The organism is Janthinobacterium sp. TPC_1 (assembly GCF_056037845.1).
Map to the genome: position 1 here is coordinate 1,404,117 of NZ_CP195157.1, position 18,688 is coordinate 1,422,804.

The window sequence follows — 18,688 nt, forward strand, 5'->3', positions numbered from 1 at the left end:
TTGACAAGTAAAAATAAGAAAGGCCACGGCGCGCTCCGCGCCGTGGCCCTGTCAAAAAACGAACAATTGCTCGTTAATTAGCGCGGCAGCAGGGATGCCCCCATCAGGAACTCATCGACGGCGCGCGCGCACTGGCGCCCTTCGCGGATGGCCCACACCACCAGCGACTGGCCACGGCGCATGTCGCCGGCCGCAAAGACTTTCGGCACCGAGGTCTGGTAGCAGCCGGCGCCATCTGTTGTCGCCTTGACATTGCCGCGCGCATCCGTATCGACGCCGAACGCTTCCAGCACTTGTTGCACCGGGGAAACAAAACCCATGGCCAGGAAGACCAGGTCGGCCTTCATCTCGAATTCCGAGTTCGGCACTTCGCTCATCTTGCCGTCTTTCCATTCCACGCGGCAGGCGATCAGCTTTTCCACCTTGCCGCCTTGCCTTCGAAACGCTTGGTGGCCACGGCCCAGTCGCGCTCGCAGCCTTCCTCGTGCGAGGACGAGGTGCGCAGCTTGGTCGGCCAGTAGGGCCAGACGAGCGGCTTGTTTTCCTGTTCCGGCGGCTGCGGCATCAGTTCGAACTGGGCCACGGAGGCGGCGCCATGGCGGTTCGAGGTGCCGACGCAGTCGGAACCCGTGTCGCCGCCGCCGATCACCACCACGTGCTTGCCCGTGGCCTTGATCTGGTCCTTGAGCTTGTCGCCCGCGTTGACCTTGTTTTGCAGCGGCAGGAAATCCATGGCGAAATGCACGCCTTTCAGCTCGCGGCCCGGCACGGGCAAGTCGCGCGGCTGCTCGGCGCCGCCGGCCATGATGACGGCGTCAAATTCTTTTTCCAGGTCTTCCGGGAAAATGGTTTCCTTGGCCCAGTTGTTCACGTGCGCAGGGAAGTCCTTGCCGACCAGCACGCTGGTACGGAAGACCACGCCTTCGGCTTCCATCTGTTTTACGCGCAGGTCGATGTGCGACTTTTCCATCTTGAAGTCGGGGATGCCATAACGCAACAAACCACCGACCCGGTCGCTCTTCTCGAACACGGTGACGGCATGGCCGGCGCGCGCCAGCTGCTGCGCCGCCGCCAGGCCGGCAGGGCCGGAACCGACGATGGCCACTTTCTTGCCGGTGCTAAAACCCGCCGGCTGCGGCGTGACCCAGCCGTGCTCCCAGCCCATGTCGATGATTTTATGTTCGATGGACTTGATGCCGACCGGATCTTCGTGGATGCCCAGGGTGCAGGCCGATTCGCACGGCGCCGGGCAGATGCGGCCCGTAAATTCCGGGAAGTTATTCGTCGAATGCAAGATGTCGAGCGCTTCGCGGTAGGCGCCGCGGTACACTAGGTCATTCCAGTCGGGAATGATGTTATTCACGGGACAACCCGTGGTGCAGAAGGGGATGCCGCAATCCATGCAGCGCGCGCCTTGCACGGTCGCTTGCGCGTCCGACAGGTGCAAGACGAATTCCTTGTAGTTCTTCAGACGCGCGGCAGGCTCCAGATAGTGTTCGTCCTGGCGCTTGAATTCCATGAAGCCGGTAATTTTACCCACGATGTTTCCTTTGTATTTGGCTGGCGGGGAGCGGCTAGGCCGCTCCCTGGTCATTCATTTGGCAATGAGCTTAGCTGGCTCAGGCGGCGACGGCTTGCACTTCCATGGCGGCATCGGCTGCCATTTCGATCAGTGCGCGCTTGTATTCGTTCGGGAAGACTTTCACGAACTTGCCGCGCGCCGCGGCCCAGTCGTCGAGCAGGACGCGGGCGCGGGTGCTGCCCGTGTGCTTGAAGTGACGCTCGATCAGGCGCTTGAGGATGACTTCGTCCGCTTCCGGCACGCCATCGCGATGCTGCGTATGCCAGGCATCGCGGTCCAGATGCTGTTCCGCCGCCGACACGACCTTGTCCAGGCTGACCAGGCTGACCATGGCCGTGTTGCACTTGCTGGCAAAGTCGCCGGCCGGGTCATACACATAGGCGATGCCGCCCGACATGCCGGCCGCGAAGTTGCGTCCCGTGTTGCCCAGTACCACCACCGTGCCGCCCGTCATGTATTCGCAGCCATGGTCGCCCAGGCCCTCGACCACCGTGGTGGCGCCCGAGTTGCGCACGGCAAAGCGTTCGCCGGCCACGCCGTTGAAGAAGGCTTCGCCGGCAATGGCGCCGTACAGCACCGTGTTGCCGATGATGATGTTGTCCACGGCCCAGCCACGGAACTCGGTATTCGGCCGCACGATGATGCGCCCGCCCGACAATCCTTTACCCACGTAATCGTTGCCCTCGCCCACCAGGTCGATCGTGATGCCGTGCGCCAGGAAGGCGCAGGCCGACTGGCCCGCCGTGCCTTGCAGCTGGATGTGGATGGTGTCGTCCGGCAAGCCGGCGTGGCCGTATTTCTTCGCCACTTCGCCGGACAGCATGGTGCCCACCGTGCGGTTCAGGTTGCGCACGGGCGAGATGAAGGAGACGCGTTCGCCCTTTTCCAGCGCCGCGCGCGCTTGCGCGATCAGCTTGTGGTCGAGCGCCTTTTCCAGCGCATGGTCCTGGAATTCCACGTGGCGGCAAGCCTGGCCATCCGGCGTTTCCGGCTTGTAGAAGATGGACGAGAAGTCCAGCCCCTGCGCCTTCCAGTGCGAAATCGCCTTCGATTTGTCGAGCAAGTCCACGCGGCCGATCAGCTCGTCATACGTGCGGATGCCCAGCTGCGCCATCAATTGGCGGGCTTCTTCGGCCACGAAGAAGAAGTAATTGACGACATACTCGGGCTTGCCCGAGAACTTGGCGCGCAGGACGGGATCTTGCGTGGCCACGCCCACAGGGCACGTGTTCAAGTGGCATTTGCGCATCATGATGCAGCCCTCGACCACCAGCGGCGCCGTGGCGAAACCGATCTCGTCGGCGCCCAGCAAGGCGGCGATGACCACGTCGCGGCCCGTCTTCATCTGGCCGTCGTCGGCCTGCACGCGGATGCGGCTGCGCAAGCCGTTCAAGACCAGGGTTTGTTGCGTTTCAGCAAGGCCCAACTCCCACGGCGTGCCCGCATGTTTTACGGACGACAATGGCGAAGCGCCCGTGCCGCCGTCATGGCCGGCGACGACCACGTGGTCGGCCTTGGCTTTGGTGACGCCGGCGGCGACCGTGCCGATGCCCACTTCCGACACCAGCTTCACGGAAATCGACGCGCGCGGATTGGCGTTCTTCAAGTCATGGATCAGCTGCGCCAGGTCTTCGATGGAATAAATGTCGTGGTGCGGCGGCGGCGAAATCAGGCCCACGCCCGGCACGGAAAAGCGCAGGCTGGCGATGTATTCGGACACCTTATGGCCCGGCAACTGGCCGCCCTCGCCCGGTTTGGCGCCCTGCGCCATCTTGATCTGGATCTGGTCGGCCGAGTTCAGGTAGGCGGCCGTGACGCCGAAACGTCCCGACGCCACCTGCTTGATGCGCGAGCGCATGGAATCGCCTTCCTGCAGCGGAATATCGACGACGATCTGCTCGGCGCCCACGATGGAGGCCATGGTGTCGCCCTGGCGGATCGGGATGCCCTTCAATTCCTGCGTGTAGCGGTTCGGATCTTCGCCGCCCTCGCCCGTGTTCGACTTGCCGCCGATGCGGTTCATGGCGACCGCAAGCGTTGCGTGCGCTTCCGTGCTGATCGAACCGAGCGACATGGCGCCCGTGGCGAAACGCTTGACGATTTCCTTGGCCGGCTCCACTTCGTCGAGCGGGATGGCCTTGGTCGGGTCGAGCTTGAACTCGAACAGGCCGCGCAGGGTCAGGTGGCGACGGCTCTGGTCGTTGATGATTTGCGCGTACTCCTTATAGCTGGAGAAATTGTTGCTGCGCGTGGAGTGCTGCAGCTTGGCAATCGCGTCCGGCGTCCACATATGGTCTTCGCCGCGCACGCGGAATGCGTATTCGCCGCCCGCGTCAAGCTTGTCAGCCAGCACGGGATCGTTGCCGAAGGCCAGCGCGTGCAGGCGCAGCGCTTCTTCCGCCACTTCAAACACGCCGATGCCTTCCACGTTCGAGGCCGTGCCCTTGAAGTACTTGTCCACCAGCGACTTGTTCAGGCCGATGGCTTCGAAGATTTGCGCGCCGCAGTACGACATATACGTGGAAATGCCCATCTTCGACATGACTTTCATCAAGCCTTTGCCGACCGCCTTGGTGTAATTGTAGATGGCTTTGTCCGCCGACAAGTCGCCGGGCAAACCGTGCGCCATCTCGGCCAGGGTTTCCATGGCCAGGTACGGGTGGACGGCTTCCGCGCCATAGCCAGCCAGCAAGGCGAAGTGGTGCGTTTCGCGGGCCGAGCCCGTTTCCACGACGAGGCCGGTGGAAGCGCGCAAGCCCTTGCTCACCAGGTGCTGGTGCACGGTGGAGGTGGCCAGCAGCGCGGGGATCGCCACCTGGTCGGCGCAAATGGCGCGGTCCGAGACGATCAAAATGTTGTGGCCGGATTTCACGGCGTCGACGGCTTCCGCGCACAGCGAGGCCAGGCAGGCTTCCACGCCTTCCTTGCCCCAGGCCAGCGGGTAGCAGATGTCCAGTTCGTACGACTTGAACTTGCCGCCCGTGTGGGCGCTGATGTTGCGCAGACGCGCCATGTCGTCAAAGCCCAGCACGGGCTGCGCCACTTCCAGGCGCATCGGCGGGTTGACGTTGTTGGTATCGAGCAAGTTCGGTTTCGGGCCGATGAAGGACACGAGCGACATCACCATCGCTTCGCGGATCGGGTCGATCGGCGGGTTCGTCACTTGCGCGAACAATTGCTTGAAGTAGTTATACAGCGGCTTGAGCTTGTTCGACATGACGGCCAGCGGCGAGTCATTGCCCATCGAACCCGTCGCCTCTTCGCCGGCCACGGCCATCGGCGCCATGAGGAATTTCAAGTCTTCCTGCGTATAGCCGAACGCCTGCTGGCGGTCCAGCAGCGACGGCTGGGCTTTTTCGCCCTGGGCGCGGTCCTGTTTCGCCTGTCCTTCGGCCAGCTTGATCTCGTCGAGCTTGATGCGCACCGAGTTGATCCACGCTTTATAGGGCTTGGCGTTGGCGTAGGTGTTTTTCAGTTCCTGGTCGTCGATGATGCGGCCCGCTTCCAGGTCGATCAGGAACATCTTACCGGGCTGCAAGCGCCATTTCTGGATGATTTTCGACTCGGGAATCGGCAGCACGCCCGATTCCGACGCCATCACCACCAGGTCGTCGTCCGTGACGATGTAGCGCGCGGGACGCAAGCCGTTGCGGTCCAGCGTGCCGCCGATGTGGCGGCCATCCGTGAATGCCATGGCGGCCGGGCCGTCCCACGGTTCCATCATGGCCGCGTGGTATTCATAGAAGGCGCGGCGGTTGTCATCCATCGTCGTGTGGTTTTCCCACGCTTCCGGAATCATCATCATCATCGCCTGGGCGATCGGGTAGCCGGCCATCAGCAGCAGTTCCAGCGCATTGTCGAAGCATGCCGTGTCGGACTGGCCTTCATAGATCAGCGGGAACAGTTTCTGCAAGTCGTCGCCCAGCACGGCCGACTTCATCACGCCTTCGCGCGCGCGCATCCAGTTGAAGTTGCCTTTCACCGTGTTGATCTCGCCATTGTGCGCGATCAAACGGTAGGGGTGGGCCAGCGGCCATTCGGGGAAGGTATTCGTCGAGAAACGCTGGTGCACCAGGGCCAGGGCCGAGATGCAGCGCGCGTCCTGCAAGTCCTTGTAATACACGCCCACCTGGTCGGCCAGCAGCAAGCCTTTATAGACAATCGTGCGCGCCGACATCGACGGCACGAAGAATTCCTTGCCGTGCAGCAGTTTCAAGGCCTGGATGGCGTGGCCCGACGATTTGCGGATCACATACAGTTTGCGCTCGAGCGCGTCGGTGACCATGATGTCCGGGCCGCGGCCGATAAAAATCTGGCGGATGACGGGTTCCTTGGCGCGCACGGTGGGCGACATCGGCATGTCCGTATCGATGGGCACGTTGCGCCAGCCCAGCACGACCTGGCCCTCGATGCGCACGGCGCGTTCGATTTCCTGTTCGCAAGCGATGCGCGAGGCGTGTTCCTTCGGCAGGAAGACCATGCCCACGCCGTATTCGCCAGGCGGCGGCAATTCCACGCCCTGCTTGGCCATTTCTTCGCGGTAGTACTGGTCGGGAATCTGGATCAGGATGCCGGCGCCATCGCCCATCAGCGCATCGGCGCCCACGGCGCCCCGGTGATCGAGGTTTTTCAGAATCAGCAAACCCTGTTCGACGATCGAATGGGTCTTGTTGCCCTTGATATGGGCGACGAAACCGACGCCGCAGGCATCGTGTTCATTGGCTGGGTCGTACAGGCCTTGCGCTTTCATGGGCTTCTCCGCTGCATATGACTATCGAAAAACTAGAGTAGTGCAACGCAACAAAAAACTCAACTAGAACAATTAGGGTCGGAGTCGAATTAAATTCTATTCCGTCGCTTCAAAAATTTAATAGGGACATAGTCGAAGCCATTTCAATAAAACGTCAGAAAGAAACCATTTTTTGTTTTAAATGCGAATGCTTTTCAATTGGCGTCCGGCTCGGCGACGATTTTGCGGGGACGGCCCCGCTTGGCGGGCAACACTTGCCGCTGCATTTTTTGCTCCAGCGCCTGCTTGAAAGCGTCGGAACCCAGCGGCCAGCCCTTCAATACAGCCTGTTCCACGGTTTTCACCTGGCTGCTGCCCAGGCCTTGCTCGAACAGGCGCAAATACGCCGCCTCGCGGTCGAACGGCGTATTGCCCAGCGCCCAGTACAAGGCATGGTCGGTGATGACGGCATCGGGCCGCACGCCCGCATGGTGGGCATAGCTGGACCAGCTGTAATCGAGCGCCTGGCCCGCCAGGCCCGTCTGCACGGGCACGCATTCCAGGTAGCGGCAGCAAGTAAGGAAGAAATTGTCGGGATCAATGACGGAGGTTTTGTAGCGTCCCTGCCACAAGGCCCCTTCGCGGCCGTATTTCTGGTTGAAATACGGCACGTAATAGCGCCCCAGCCACTGCATCAGCTGCCCCAGGCCCGTCGCATCGGCTGGCGTCGCCAATAAATGTAATTGATCTGGCAATAAAACGTAGGCGTGGATGGCCACCTTGAACATTTTCGCGCCCGTTTTCAGCCAGGACAGGAATTGCGCATAGTCCGCCGCGTCCTGGAACACGGGCTGGCGGTTGCTGCCGCGCTGGATCACGTAATGGGGCAGTGCGGGAATGATGAGGCGGGGCAAACGGGCCATGGGAAAAGTCGTCAAATGAAGGCTAAGGCCTTGATTTTACACACTTTCGAGTGCAGAGCGCGACTCTGACCCTGTTTTATTTGAAATACGGGAAAAAGCGGTTGACTCTGTCCCTTTTATGCTGCCGCCCGCTCGCGGGCGGCGCAATATGCGCGATCAGGACAGATTGAAACTGGCCGACAGGCTGTAGCCCTCGCCATACGCGCTGCGCAGCGGCAAGTCCTGGCCCAGGCCCGTCTTGGCTTTCTTGCGCAGCCGGTACACGAGCATGTCGACGCGGCGGCCCGCATCGGGGTCTTCGCCACCCATGCCGGCCACGATGACGTCGCGCGGCACGGGGCGGGTGTTGATGGTCAGCAAGTGCAGGAAGTTGAATTCCTTTTCCGTCAGGGCGATCACGGCGCCCATCAGCTCGAGTTGGCGAGCGCTTACTTTCAAGGTCCACTTGCCTGGCTCGGGCACGGGGTCTTGCGGCCCCACGCGGCGGTCGAGCGCCTCGATGTGGGCGGCCAGTTCGGGGAACTTGATCGGCTTGGTCAGATAGTGGTCGGCGCCAAGGCGCAAGCCGAGGATGCGGCTGTCGAAGGCGACACGCCCCGTCAGCACCAGCACGCCGATTTGCGGATACAACTGGCGCATGCGGGGGATGACGTTGAAGCCGTCCTCATCGGGCAAGCCCAGATCCAGCACCACCACGCCGACATTACCATGGCTCAATGCAGTCCACATGCCGCCAGCGGAGCTGGTGATATGGACTTCGTGCTCGAGCTCAACGAGGAATTCCGCCATGTCTTCGGCGTAGTCCAGATTGTCTTCGACGATCAATATTTTCGTCATTGCTACGCCATTCTTTGTTAGTAAGCAAACCGTGGGCAAACCATGCCATTCACTTCTGCACCATGATGGACGGGCTGATAGGTTTACGTCAAGGAATTATCACGGTTGACTTCAGCGGAAGCAAGGCTTTTCCTTGTCTAGACAGGAAGCGGCAGCCAAATCCGGAAAACTGCCCCGCCTTCGGGCAGATTATGCCCCTGCAAACTCCCGCCATGCACGTCCACGACGGCGCGGGCCATGTACAGTCCGAGACCCGCGCCCGCATGCGTGGCATGGGTTCCACGGAAACTTTTTTCGAAGATATGCGCCAGTTCCGCCTCCGGCACGCCGGGGCCCTGGTCGCGCACGCACAGTTCCACGCCGCCGCTACTGGCCCGCCGTCCCGCCACGGTGATGCTGCTGCCGGCCGGACTGAACTTGACGGCGTTGTCCAGCAGGATTTTCAGGCACAGGGCCATGCCGGGCACGTCGCAGCGCAGCCGGGCCGGCAAGTCTTCATCGAGTTCCAGCCGCACGTGGTGGCTGGCGGGCACGGTAGCGGCTGCCTGCTGCAGCAGGTCCAGCGGCGCGATGCCGTCGGCGGCCCGCTCGCGGCCGATGGCCGCCATGCGTTCAGGTGACAGATAGTCGTCGATCATCGCCAACAAACGGTCGACGGCCGTCTGGATTTTGACGTAGCGCTTGCGCGTGGCCTCGTCGGCGTCACTGGAAGTCGAGACGAGGCGCTGGATGGCGCCGTCGATGGTGGCCAGCGGCGTGCGGAATTCATGCGACAGCATCGAGGCGAAGCGCTTCTGCTCCTTTTCCCGCTCCGCTTCCTGCGCCTGGGCAGCGCTGACGTCGCGCACCGTGCCCGCCACCGTGACGCCCCGCCCTGCTGCCGCGGGCACGATGGTCGAGCCGATTTCCAGCGCCAGCAGATGGCCGTCGGCATGCGCCAGTTCCACTTCGCGCAGCAAGGTCAAACGGCTCGTATCGCCATCGCGCCAGCGCTGCAGCCGGGCCGGCACGTCGGCCGCCAGCTGCGCCGCGTGGCGCTGAAGGGCAGGCAGGTCGTAACCGGTCATGCGCTGCGCAGCAGGGCTGATATAGATCAATTCGAGAGTGCTGGCGTCGAGCAGGAAGGCGGCGTCGCGGCCATGCTCGGCCAGCAGGCGGAACGTCGCTTCGCCGGCGCGCGCGCGCTGCAGGGCGCGGCGCAACTGGACGAAGCGCAGCGCCATCAGGATGGCGCCGGCAAGCAGCAGGAGGAAAATGGGCAGCATGCTTTATACCTGGCAGGAAAGAATCGCCAAGTATAAGCGTGCGCTGCCCTTAATCTTCCAGCGGGGCGAAAATCTGCTGCAAGTCTTCCTGCGTGAGGGCCATCTTCTGCGATTCGCCTTCGGCCAGGATTGATTGCGCCAGCTCCGATTTCTTTTGCTGCAGCAGCTGGATTTTTTCTTCCAGGGTGCCCTTCGCAATCAATTTGTAGACGAACACGGGCTTGTCCTGGCCGATGCGCCAGGCGCGGTCCGTGGCCTGGTTTTCCGCCGCCGGATTCCACCACGGATCGTAGTGGATCACCGTGTCGGCCGCCGTCAGGTTCAGGCCCACGCCGCCCGCTTTCAGGCTGATCAGGAAGATCGGCACGGCGCCCTGCTGGAAGGCCGCCACTTGCGCGCCCCGGTCCTTCGTTTCGCCCGTCAGCAAGGCGTACGGAATGTCGCGCGATTCCAGCTCTTCCTCGATCAATTCCAGCATGCTGGTAAATTGCGAGAAGACAAGGATCTTGCGCCCTTCGTCGAGCAAGTCTTCCACCATCTGCATCAGGTCGAGCAGCTTGGCCGAACCGGCCGACTGCTTCTTCGCCGGCAAGGATTCACGAGGCGGGGGTCGCAGCACACTTGCCGCAGTTTCAGCAGCGCTTCGAGGATGACGATCTGGCTGCGCGCCACGCCCTTCTTGTCGATTTCTTCGCGTACTTTTTGATCCATCGCAAGACGCACGGTTTCATACAGGTCGCGCTGCGGTCCCGTGAGCTCCACCTTGCGCACCATTTCCGTCTTCGGCGGCAATTCCTTGGCGACATTGTCCTTCGTGCGGCGCAGCAGGAACGGCTTGATGCGGCGGTTCAGCAGCATGCGCCGCAGCGGATCGTCCTGGCGCTCGATCGGATGGCGGAACTGGGTATTGAAGGTCTTTTCGTCGCCCAGCAAGCCCGGCAGCAGGAAGTGGAATTGCGACCACAGCTCGCCCAGGTGGTTTTCCAGCGGCGTGCCGGACAGGCACAGGCGGTGGCGCGCGCGCAGCAGGCCCGCGCTTTGCGCCGCCTTGCTGCGCGTATTCTTCTTGATGTAGTGCGATTCGTCGAGGATGACCGTGTGGAAATCATGCTCGCGCAAGGTTTCCTCGTCGCGCGGCAACAGGGCATACGTTGTCAGCACCAGGTCGCACTGGTCGATCTGGTCGAATTGCTGCGCACGGTCCTTGCCTTGCAGCAGCAATACCTTCAGGCTGGGCGCAAATTTTGCCGCCTCGTCCTGCCAGTTGCCCATCAAACTCGTTGGTGCGATGACGAGGGCCGGATGCGTGAGGCGGCCCGCTTCCTTTTCCACCAAGATATGCGCCAGGGTTTGCACGGTTTTTCCTAAGCCCATGTCATCGGCGAGGATGCCCGCCAGGTCATGGTCGCGCAGGAATTGCATCCACGCCAGGCCATCGGCCTGGTAGTCGCGCAGGGTGGCCTGCAAGCCCGCTGGCGCCGCCACTTTTTGCACGGAACCGAACTGGCTCAGCTTGCGGCCCATGGCGCGCAGCTGCTCGCCGCCCGTCCACTGCATCTCCAGGCCCCGCGCCAGCTCTTCCAGGCGCGCCGCGTCCAGGGTCGACATGCGCACGGCATGCCTGATCTTGTCGCCGAAATACAGTTCGCCCAGGGTGTTCAAAATCGGGCGCACGCGGCCCCACGGCAGCGCCACGCGCGTGCCGTCCGGCAAGGTCGCCAGCATCTGGTCATCGTCGGCATGCGCTTCGATGACTTTCGGGTTGAAATCGTTGGGCGCGTTGCGGATCAGCTGCACCAGCACGGGCAGCAGCGGCACGCGCTCGCGGTTGACGACGATGCCCAGTTCCAGCTCGAACCAGGCGTTGCCGCTGTCCGGGTCCTGGTCGTCGATTTCCGCGTACCAGTCGCCCACCTCGCTCACGTCGTAGCGGTACTTGGCCGTCTTTTCCACGATCCAGCCCTGCGCCAGCAAGGTATCGATGCCGGACTCGGCAAAACGCAGCCATTCCGCCTGCGAAGGCAGCAGCAAGGCGCCTTTCAGCCCGCTCAGGGGGGCGGAACCGGGCTTCTTGAATTGCAGCTCGGCCAATGTCGCCAGCGCGCGCGCGCCTCGTCGACCGTGTTTCTCTGGATAATTTCCGTCACCTCGCCCACTTGCCGCACCACGCGCTGCGACGGGTCGAACGAGACCCTTTCGCCATCGTAATCGTAGGACAGCACGGCGAAGTCGCTCCAGCGCTGCGCACTGCCATCGGCCAGCATGGCGCTATCGAGCAGCAAGACCGGTTGCGCCGGCACATCCTTGCGCAAGCGCTGCGGCAACGGCTGCGGCAGCGGCATCAAATGCTGCAAGCCTTGCGCCAGCAGCAGTTGCGACACGCGTACCTTGTCGTTCGCGTTCAACGGCGGCGCCTGCGCCACCAGGGCCTGCAGGTCGGCCAGGGAAATATCGGAGCCGCCCTGGTTCAGTTCCAGCACGCCGCACGACAGATTGTCGATATACCACGGCGGATCGGTGGGCAGCATGTAGTCGATCTGGTCGGCGCCATGGTGCTTCGCGCCTTCCGGCGGGTCCACCTGCCAGCCCAGGCGCATGGTCTTGCCCTCGTCGCGCCAGAACAGGCGGGCGGGACGCACGGGACCTTCCTTCAATGGATACACGAGACCATTGCCGACGTCGGCCCAGGAATTGGCCCACAGCAATTTATCCTGCTCTGCCAGCATTTTCAGCAGGGCCGCGCCCACCTTGCCCTTCGGCTCCGTGGCGCTGCCCGTCTGCGAATTCTGTCCGCTGCGCATGGCCACGAAGAACCGCACGAGGTCTTCATCTGCCGGCGTCAAGAACGTGGGCGGCGCCGACAGCAGGGAAAAGATTTCGCTGATGGGAGACGCCGCCGCCACGTCGCCATTCGGCCGCAGCCGCGCCTTGTACAGGCACAGGGCCACGTGGCGGCCACCGCTGGTGGGCGCCAGCACGTAGATCAGGCGATGCTGGTTGAGTTTGGGATCGGGCTCGGCTATCGTCAGCACGGCCTTCGGATGGGCGGCAGCCTCCACCCGCTGCAGCCAGGTGGCGACGGCGTACGGCAAAGGCGCTCCCGGCGCGCGCTGGCCGGGGCAACTGGGGTTTCACTGGTTTCGTCGCGGGTAAAATCCATGGGGCGCATTTTTGTGTAAAGGTCGTATCCAAATCGGCAACAGGCAATATTATCCGCCATACAGCCGTTGCTGGCTTGATTCACACACGCTCTTTGAGCAGTTTTAATGCGCGATGCCTAAAAAATAAGTATTTAATACGACACTTGGGGTTCGCTGACGGCAAAAAAGGCCCGTCATGGGCCTTTTTTGCCGCCTGTGGACGGCTTATCAGGCCGGCACAGTTTCTTCTTCGGCCACGCTGGCGGCCTCGACTACCGGTGCGGTGCTCGTATCGGCCGGGGTAAAGTTGCGCAAGAACAAGAAAAACTGGCCCATCATCTGCGTCCACAATTGCAGATTGATATTCAGGTACTCCTTGCTGACGCCGCCGGCGACGAGCACATCCATTTCCAGCACGACGAAATCGCCATGCTGGGCCACGCGGGCGAAGCGCTTGCTGCGGTGCCATTCGGCCAGCAAGCCGACCGGCAAGTCGCCGCCCTGCACGCGCAGCGGGCAGCTCAGGGTCAGGTCGGCGTACTGGCCCGGCGCAGCTTCATTGCCCCACAGCACTTGAAAGCCGATGCCATGGCTGGCGCTATGCAGGCGCACGACGCCGTCGTGCTCGATGCTGGTGACGGCGCAGCCGGCCGCCTTGATGGCCTCGGCCGTTTGTTCCGCATTCAGGGTGGTCAGCAAGCTATTCGTGTTTTCCATCGTCATTCCATTCATTTCAAAAAGTAAAATTATTGGGGGGCCGGTGCGGGGGCGGCCGGCGTTGCTGCCGCGTCGGTTTGACGCGCATCAAAGCGGCCCTGGTACAGCTGGTCGCCGTACTGCTGGGCAATCTGTTCGAGTTTCACCCTGCTTTGCGCGGCGAACGGCTGGCGCGCCTTCATGACGTCCAGCACGTCGAGGCCTTCATACGCTTGCAGGATTTCCTGCCCGGCCGCATACAGCTGGGCATTCTTGCTCTCGCAGCGCGCCAGGGCGCCGCGCTGCGCCGCCACTTCGCCATCCAGGCGCGCGCGCTCCGCTGCCAGCTGCTTGCCCGTGGCGGCCAGCTGTTCGCCGGCCTGGCGGTACTGCGCCAGACTGGCGCTGGCCTCTTGTGCGGCGGCGGCGCCGCGCTGTTGCTCGGCTGCCAGTTTTTCCCGCTGCGCGCGTTCCTGGGCCAGTTGCGACTGGCTGCGCGCCAGTTCCTTCTTCAAGCCATCGCTGGCGGGCGCGGCGGCTGGTGCGGCCGTGGCGACCGGCGCGCCCTTGGCTTTGAGCAATTCCAGCTCGCCGCGCGTCTGCTGCAGCTGCGCCGTGACATTGCGCAACTCGGCGCGCAAGCGCTCTTCCATGCTTTGCCCCTTCTGTCCCTGCGCCTGGGCGGTGCTGGCGGCCAGCAAGCTCAGCAGCAGTAGCGGCAAGCGCATTTTGTTGGATATCAACATCATGGCTCCTTAAAAACGCGCGTTCAATTCGATTTGCAGGGTGTCGATCGACAGTGCCGAACCGAACACTTCGCGGCTCGACGTCCAGCGGCCATTGAGCCAGGTATTCTTGTCGAGCGCATACGCGCCACCGAGGTAGTAGCCGCGCGCATTCGTGCCGCCCAGGTGGAAGGTGGAATCGTTGTAGGCGTCAGGCAAGGCATCCGGTTCGATGCGCTTGTAGCCAAGCAGCACGTTCCAGTCGCCGCGCGCTTGCGTATTCGCCTTGCCCAGGGTCGCCTGCAGCATGTAGGCGTTGCCGCCGCTCCTGAAATCGGCTTGCGAGACGCCGCCCGTGCCGCCGAAGTTGTTCATGATGCCGCCCTTGGCGCGCGCCCACATTTCATTCTTGTCGTAGGCCATGTTGCGCACATAATCGCCTTCGATGCGCAAGTCCGTGCCGCCGGCCACCTTGCTATCCCAGCGCGCATTCAGGTTGGCCAGGCGGAACTTCGACGCCAGGCCCACGAATTGCGGCTGCGGCGTATTCGCCGGGTCCAGCGGGTTCAGGGCGATATTGCGCAGCAACATCAAGCTATTGCCCTTTTGCATGCTCGATGGACGCGACCAGTCCGTGCTGCAGCCATCGGCGCCCGCGTACAGGGCGCACGGCTGCGAATACTCGCCGTTGATGTTGCGGAAGTTGTAGTAGGCCACGGCGCCGCGCAATTGGTGGTCGCTATTGATCTTCCACGACGCGCCCACTTGTGCACCGAGCAGCCATTTGTTTTCGCTCGACATTTTTGCCTGGCTGCGGCTAGGCGCGTTGTCGGACGAATACTCGAGCGGAATCAGGCCCAGGGTACCGAATACGGTGACGTCCTTGCTGTCGCCAATCGGCTGCTGCACCTTGGCGGCGATGCCGTCGAAATTGAGTTCGCTGGAAAACAGTTCATCGCTGGAAACAAACGGGTTATCGAAGCGGCCCGCCGTCAGTTTCAGCCAGGAAGCGGGCTGGTAGGACAGCCAGGCCTGGTCCAGCCAGATGTTTTTCTTGCCCAGGCCGCCGCCCAGGGTTTGCGTGGTCGAGACCGGGCTATCGTCGTTGCCGCTGGCCAGGCGGATGCCCGCTTGCGTGCTGTCGGAAATGTCGGCCAGGATACCGAGGCGGGCGCGCGCGCGCAACAAGTGCTTGCGGTCTTCGCGCGTGTTCAGCAGCGCCGGCAGGGCCAGGTTGGTGTTGGAATTGACGTCGTAGCCGCTGCCGCTGTTGAGCGAGCGCCAGTCGATCTCGATATTGCTGTTGGCCATGTCGTAATAGCGCGATTCGTAGCGCGCGCGCACGTCGCCTTCCAGGCGAATGCGCTTGGTCCAGGCCGGCGTTTCATTCGGCGCCGCCCAGCCGCCCGCTTTTGCCTCGGCCATGACCTGGCCCTTGATTTCGTCGCGGATCTGTTCGCGCACGGTTTGCGAAATATACGGCACGCGCACGTCGCCCGGCTGTACCTGCGCCAGGGCGGCCGGCGCGGCGGCCGGACGGCTTGCGCGGCGGCCAGCGCTTCGCTTTGCGCCTGCGCCAGCAAGGCTTCGCCGGCATCCTTGTTCAGGGCGCCGCTCTGGATCAGGCCGCGAATCAGCTTGACCATGGTGCTGTCCGCCGGTGCCGTCTGGGCGTGTACCGCGCCTGCCGCCATGCTCAGGGCGAAAGCGGCCAGCGCCAGCGGAAGGCGGCGCATGCGCTGTGAGGGGGAAAATATGGAATTCATTGTTTCTTTCGGTAAAAATTAAAATGAATGTGGGCACTACGGCCGGCGGCCTTTAATGGATACGCGGGCCGGGAAACGCAGGGACGCGGGCGGCCGCTCATCGGCACGGAAATCGCGCACCATGGCCAGCACTTGCTCATCCGTCTGCGCATTGCCCGTGCCTTGCACCAGCTGCACCTTCGTCGTCTTGCCTTCCGCATCGAGCCACAGGTCGACGCGGATGTCGGCAAACGCCAGCTGGCGCGTGCGCGGGTCGCGGGCAAAGGCCATCTGCAGGGCGTTGGCCACATAGCGGCCATACGATCCCGCACCGAGGCCGCCGCCACCGCCGCCGCCCGTCATGCCGCCGCCGCGCCCGGCCTGGATGCCGAACGCATCGCTGCCAGCCTGCGCCGCGCCGTCGATGGTGACGGGGTCGCCCTTGTCCGGCGACGGGCTTTCCGGCGCGTCATCCATGGGTTTATCGGCCGGCGTCGGTTCCGGCTCCGACACTTCCGGCACCACCTTGTCGGGCGTCGGTTCAGGCAGTTTTTCCGGTTCCGGCGGCGGCGGCGGGGGCGGCGGGGGCAGCATCAGCATCGGCGGGGCCGCCACTTCGCGCTTGGTGGCCGCCGTGTCCGACAGCAAATACCAGACCAGCGCGGCCAGACCAGCGGCCAGCAGCGCGCCGCCGGCCACGCCGCCCCAGCGGCGCCACCACTGCGCCGCGCCCGACGGTTCCGAGGCGGCCATCTTCATCATGTCGTCACGCTTCACCTTGTGCTCCTCATGCCGGCTTGCCGGTCACCAGGCCCACCTGGTTCAGGTCGATGCGGCGCAGCAAGTCGAGCACTTCGACCACTTTCGCGTATTGCACGGCGGCATCGCCGCGCACGATCACGGGAAAATCGGGCGTCAGGGCCTTTTCCGTGCGCAAGCGCTCTTCCAGCTCGGGCAGGGTGACGGGATAGGCGTCGAGGAAGACCTGGCCCGCGTTGTCGATGGTGATGGCCTTGGTCTTCGGTTTTTCCAGCGCCATGGCCGAACTGGCCTTGGGCAGGTCGACCTTGATGCCCGGAATGCTGGCATTGCTGGTCAAGATGAAGATCACCAGCACCACCAGCAGCACGTCGACGAAGGGCGTGATGTTGATGCCGCCGCTACGCTTGCGGGGGGTAAACTTGGCGGAGGTGGCCATGGTTATGCGCCCCTCACGCCTGTTGCAGCACGGGACGCATCTGGCGTCCGTCGCCCTGCTCTTCAGCCAGGCGCGTGGCAAATTCATCAACGAAGACGGCCATATCGGCGACGATAGCGTCAGAACGCGACGACAGCCAGTTGTAGCCGAACAGGGCGGGAATCGCCACGCCCAGGCCCGCAGCCGTACACAGCAGCGCTGCCGCCATGCCCGGCGCCACCGAGTTGATGTCCACGGCGCCGGCCATGGCCGCCACGACGAACACCAGCATGATGCCGATCACGGTGCCGAACAGGCCGACGTACGGCGCGCCTTCGATGGTGGTCGACAGCCAGATCATGCGCTTCGACATGCGCTCGCTTTCGCGCACCATCACGCCATCCATGGCGGCGCGGATGGCGCCGATGGTGGCGTTCGAAACGGCGTTCAGGTCGTAGCCGCGGTCGTGGCGGCGGCGCATCTCGTCGATGGCCACGTCATACAGGCGCCACAGCGAGGAATCCGTCTTCACGGAAGCGCTCAGCTTGCCGTTGCGCGCCAGGTGGTCGAGCGGTGCGCCGGCCGCTTCGTGGAACGATTGCATGAATTGCGCATTGGCGCGCGAGATGGCGCCATAGCTGCGGCCCTTGCCGATCATGATGATCCACGACAAGACCATCATCAGGCCCAGCACGCCGACGACGATCCAGGCGTCGAGCGGCATGGCGGCGATGATGAAGCCGAAATGGCTCTTGCCGGCCTGCTGTTCATCGGCGCCAAACACGGCCAGGCGCGATTCGGAACCTTGCGAGACGGCGTCGGCCAGCAGCAGGGCGTCGGGACGGGCCGTGCGCGACAGGCGCAGCTCGTCGATGGCGCCCGTGAAGTTGTTCAGGGTGGAAGTACCGGAAGCGACCGGCGGCGCATCGGCGCCCACCGAGGCCGCCGTGCTGAACGCCGGCAGAGCGGTGGCCAGCGAGACGGCCGGACGGCCGCCCACGTACAGGGCCACGTTGTTCTTGTCGGCCTTGACGGCCAGGTGCGACCATTGCGCGGCCTGGATAGGCTGGCCCGGCTTGCTGCGCTGACCATTCACCTGCACGAAAGGCACGCCCTGGTCACGCCGATCAGCAATTCACTGGCGCCATCGCGGCGCGCATACAGTACTTGCTGCGCGCCCAGGCTGTCCGGACGCACCCAGGCGGAAAAGGTGAATGGCGCACCGGCGGCCAGCGCCAGCGAAGGCGAGGCGGGCAGCATCAATGGCGCCGTGCCCAGGCGGGCGCCGGCGCCGATGACGGAACCGTCGAGCGCCGGCACGGCCGTCTGCGCGTGGTTGCCGTAGGCGGTGCTGTCGCGCGAGGGTACGCCCGGCTCGGTGAAGTGGTACACCAGGCTGTAGTCGGGGTCGAAGGTGCGCTGGCCGTTGCCGGAAGCGGGCGCCTTCGGATTGCCGTAATACATCCACAGCTGCTGCGGCGTGCCGGCCGTCAGGGCCGGTACGTCGACCCAGATCAGGGCGATGCCCAAGAGCGGGTTGAACTGTTCGATCTGGTGGTTCAGCACCGTTTTATCGTCGCCCGCCACGAAGCGCAGGTCGGCGCCGTTGTCGCTGACGCCTTCGAAGTTGAAGTTGCCCGAATGCAAGCGCAGCAGCACGGGAATGCGGCCGGGATCGCCGCCCACGGCGCCCGCCTTCGGGCCGGCATCGACGGTGACGGGTTTGCGGTAAGCCCAGTCGGGCTGCCACCAGGCATGCGCCAGGCCGGGAACGAGCGTGCCCAGGATCGTGAGCAGAAAAAGAAAACGTTGCATGACAGTGATTCTCCGAAGAAAAGTCTAAAAAAGTGCAGTGCTGTTGAGCTGGCC

General features: G+C 63.4%; 15 protein-coding genes and 1 pseudogene. 1 reads left to right on the forward strand and 15 read right to left on the reverse strand.

Annotated elements, in window-relative coordinates; translation table 11 throughout:
• Positions 1-77 precede the first annotated feature (77 nt).
• The 11 genes and pseudogenes from ACQVLG_RS06865 to ACQVLG_RS06915 form a co-directional block, all read right to left on the reverse strand.
• A pseudogene (locus ACQVLG_RS06865) lies at positions 78-1,540 on the reverse strand (glutamate synthase subunit beta).
• A 79-nt stretch (positions 1,541-1,619) separates the two neighbouring features.
• Positions 1,620-6,332 carry a glutamate synthase-related protein gene (locus ACQVLG_RS06870; RefSeq protein ID WP_474293573.1) on the reverse strand — a complete coding sequence of 1,571 codons (4,713 nt, stop codon included), beginning with the start codon at positions 6,330-6,332 and terminating at the stop codon, positions 1,620-1,622.
• 194 nt (positions 6,333-6,526) lie between these two features.
• Positions 6,527-7,234, reverse strand: a complete 708-nt coding sequence (locus ACQVLG_RS06875) for a transposase (RefSeq protein WP_230542031.1) — start codon at positions 7,232-7,234, stop codon at positions 6,527-6,529.
• Between the two features lie 156 nt (positions 7,235-7,390).
• Positions 7,391-8,071, reverse strand: coding sequence for a response regulator transcription factor (locus ACQVLG_RS06880; protein ID WP_034753797.1), 681 nt, complete (start codon positions 8,069-8,071; stop codon positions 7,391-7,393).
• A gap of 137 nt (positions 8,072-8,208) precedes the next feature.
• Positions 8,209-9,336: a PAS domain-containing sensor histidine kinase gene (locus ACQVLG_RS06885; protein WP_474293575.1), complete on the reverse strand. Its 1,128-nt coding sequence runs from the start codon at positions 9,334-9,336 to the stop codon at positions 8,209-8,211.
• Positions 9,337-9,385: 49 nt separating this feature from the next.
• Positions 9,386-9,928 (reverse strand): DEAD/DEAH box helicase, encoded by a 543-nt coding sequence (locus tag ACQVLG_RS06890; RefSeq protein ID WP_474293577.1) that lies wholly within the window; start codon positions 9,926-9,928, stop codon positions 9,386-9,388.
• The gene (locus ACQVLG_RS06895) at positions 9,880-11,427 is read right to left on the reverse strand and encodes a DEAD/DEAH box helicase (RefSeq protein WP_474293579.1); all 1,548 of its coding nucleotides are present in this window, start codon (positions 11,425-11,427) and stop codon (positions 9,880-9,882) included. Before ACQVLG_RS06895 ends, ACQVLG_RS06890 begins: the two co-directional genes overlap by 49 nt.
• Positions 11,385-12,428: a hypothetical protein gene (locus tag ACQVLG_RS06900; protein WP_474293581.1), complete on the reverse strand. Its 1,044-nt coding sequence runs from the start codon at positions 12,426-12,428 to the stop codon at positions 11,385-11,387. Before ACQVLG_RS06900 ends, ACQVLG_RS06895 begins: the two co-directional genes overlap by 43 nt.
• A gap of 276 nt (positions 12,429-12,704) precedes the next feature.
• Positions 12,705-13,193: a YbjN domain-containing protein gene (locus tag ACQVLG_RS06905; RefSeq protein WP_474293583.1), complete on the reverse strand. Its 489-nt coding sequence runs from the start codon at positions 13,191-13,193 to the stop codon at positions 12,705-12,707.
• A gap of 29 nt (positions 13,194-13,222) precedes the next feature.
• Positions 13,223-13,918 carry a hypothetical protein gene (locus tag ACQVLG_RS06910; protein WP_474293585.1) on the reverse strand — a complete coding sequence of 232 codons (696 nt, stop codon included), beginning with the start codon at positions 13,916-13,918 and terminating at the stop codon, positions 13,223-13,225.
• A 9-nt stretch (positions 13,919-13,927) separates the two neighbouring features.
• Complete coding sequence (locus tag ACQVLG_RS06915; RefSeq protein ID WP_474295566.1) at positions 13,928-15,412, reverse strand: putative porin; 1,485 nt, start codon at positions 15,410-15,412, stop codon at positions 13,928-13,930.
• A 26-nt stretch (positions 15,413-15,438) separates the two neighbouring features.
• Here ACQVLG_RS06915 and ACQVLG_RS06920 point away from each other — a divergent pair, with 26 nt between their 5' ends.
• Entirely contained in the window at positions 15,439-15,642 is a 204-nt protein-coding gene (locus ACQVLG_RS06920) for a hypothetical protein (protein WP_474295918.1), read from the forward strand.
• A 57-nt stretch (positions 15,643-15,699) separates the two neighbouring features.
• On the opposite strand, the gene ACQVLG_RS06925 is transcribed toward ACQVLG_RS06920, so the two are convergent.
• The 4 genes from ACQVLG_RS06925 to ACQVLG_RS06940 are packed head-to-tail and all read right to left on the reverse strand — an operon-like array spanning position 15,700 to position 18,634.
• Positions 15,700-16,419: an energy transducer TonB family protein gene (locus ACQVLG_RS06925; protein ID WP_474293587.1), complete on the reverse strand. Its 720-nt coding sequence runs from the start codon at positions 16,417-16,419 to the stop codon at positions 15,700-15,702.
• A 10-nt stretch (positions 16,420-16,429) separates the two neighbouring features.
• Entirely contained in the window at positions 16,430-16,840 is a 411-nt protein-coding gene (locus tag ACQVLG_RS06930) for an ExbD/TolR family protein (protein ID WP_034753784.1), read from the reverse strand.
• Between the two features lie 13 nt (positions 16,841-16,853).
• Complete coding sequence (locus tag ACQVLG_RS06935) at positions 16,854-17,921, reverse strand: MotA/TolQ/ExbB proton channel family protein (RefSeq protein WP_474293589.1); 1,068 nt, start codon at positions 17,919-17,921, stop codon at positions 16,854-16,856.
• Positions 17,912-18,634 (reverse strand): DUF2341 domain-containing protein, encoded by a 723-nt coding sequence (locus ACQVLG_RS06940; protein WP_474293591.1) that lies wholly within the window; start codon positions 18,632-18,634, stop codon positions 17,912-17,914. Before ACQVLG_RS06940 ends, ACQVLG_RS06935 begins: the two co-directional genes overlap by 10 nt.
• Positions 18,635-18,688 lie beyond the last annotated feature (54 nt).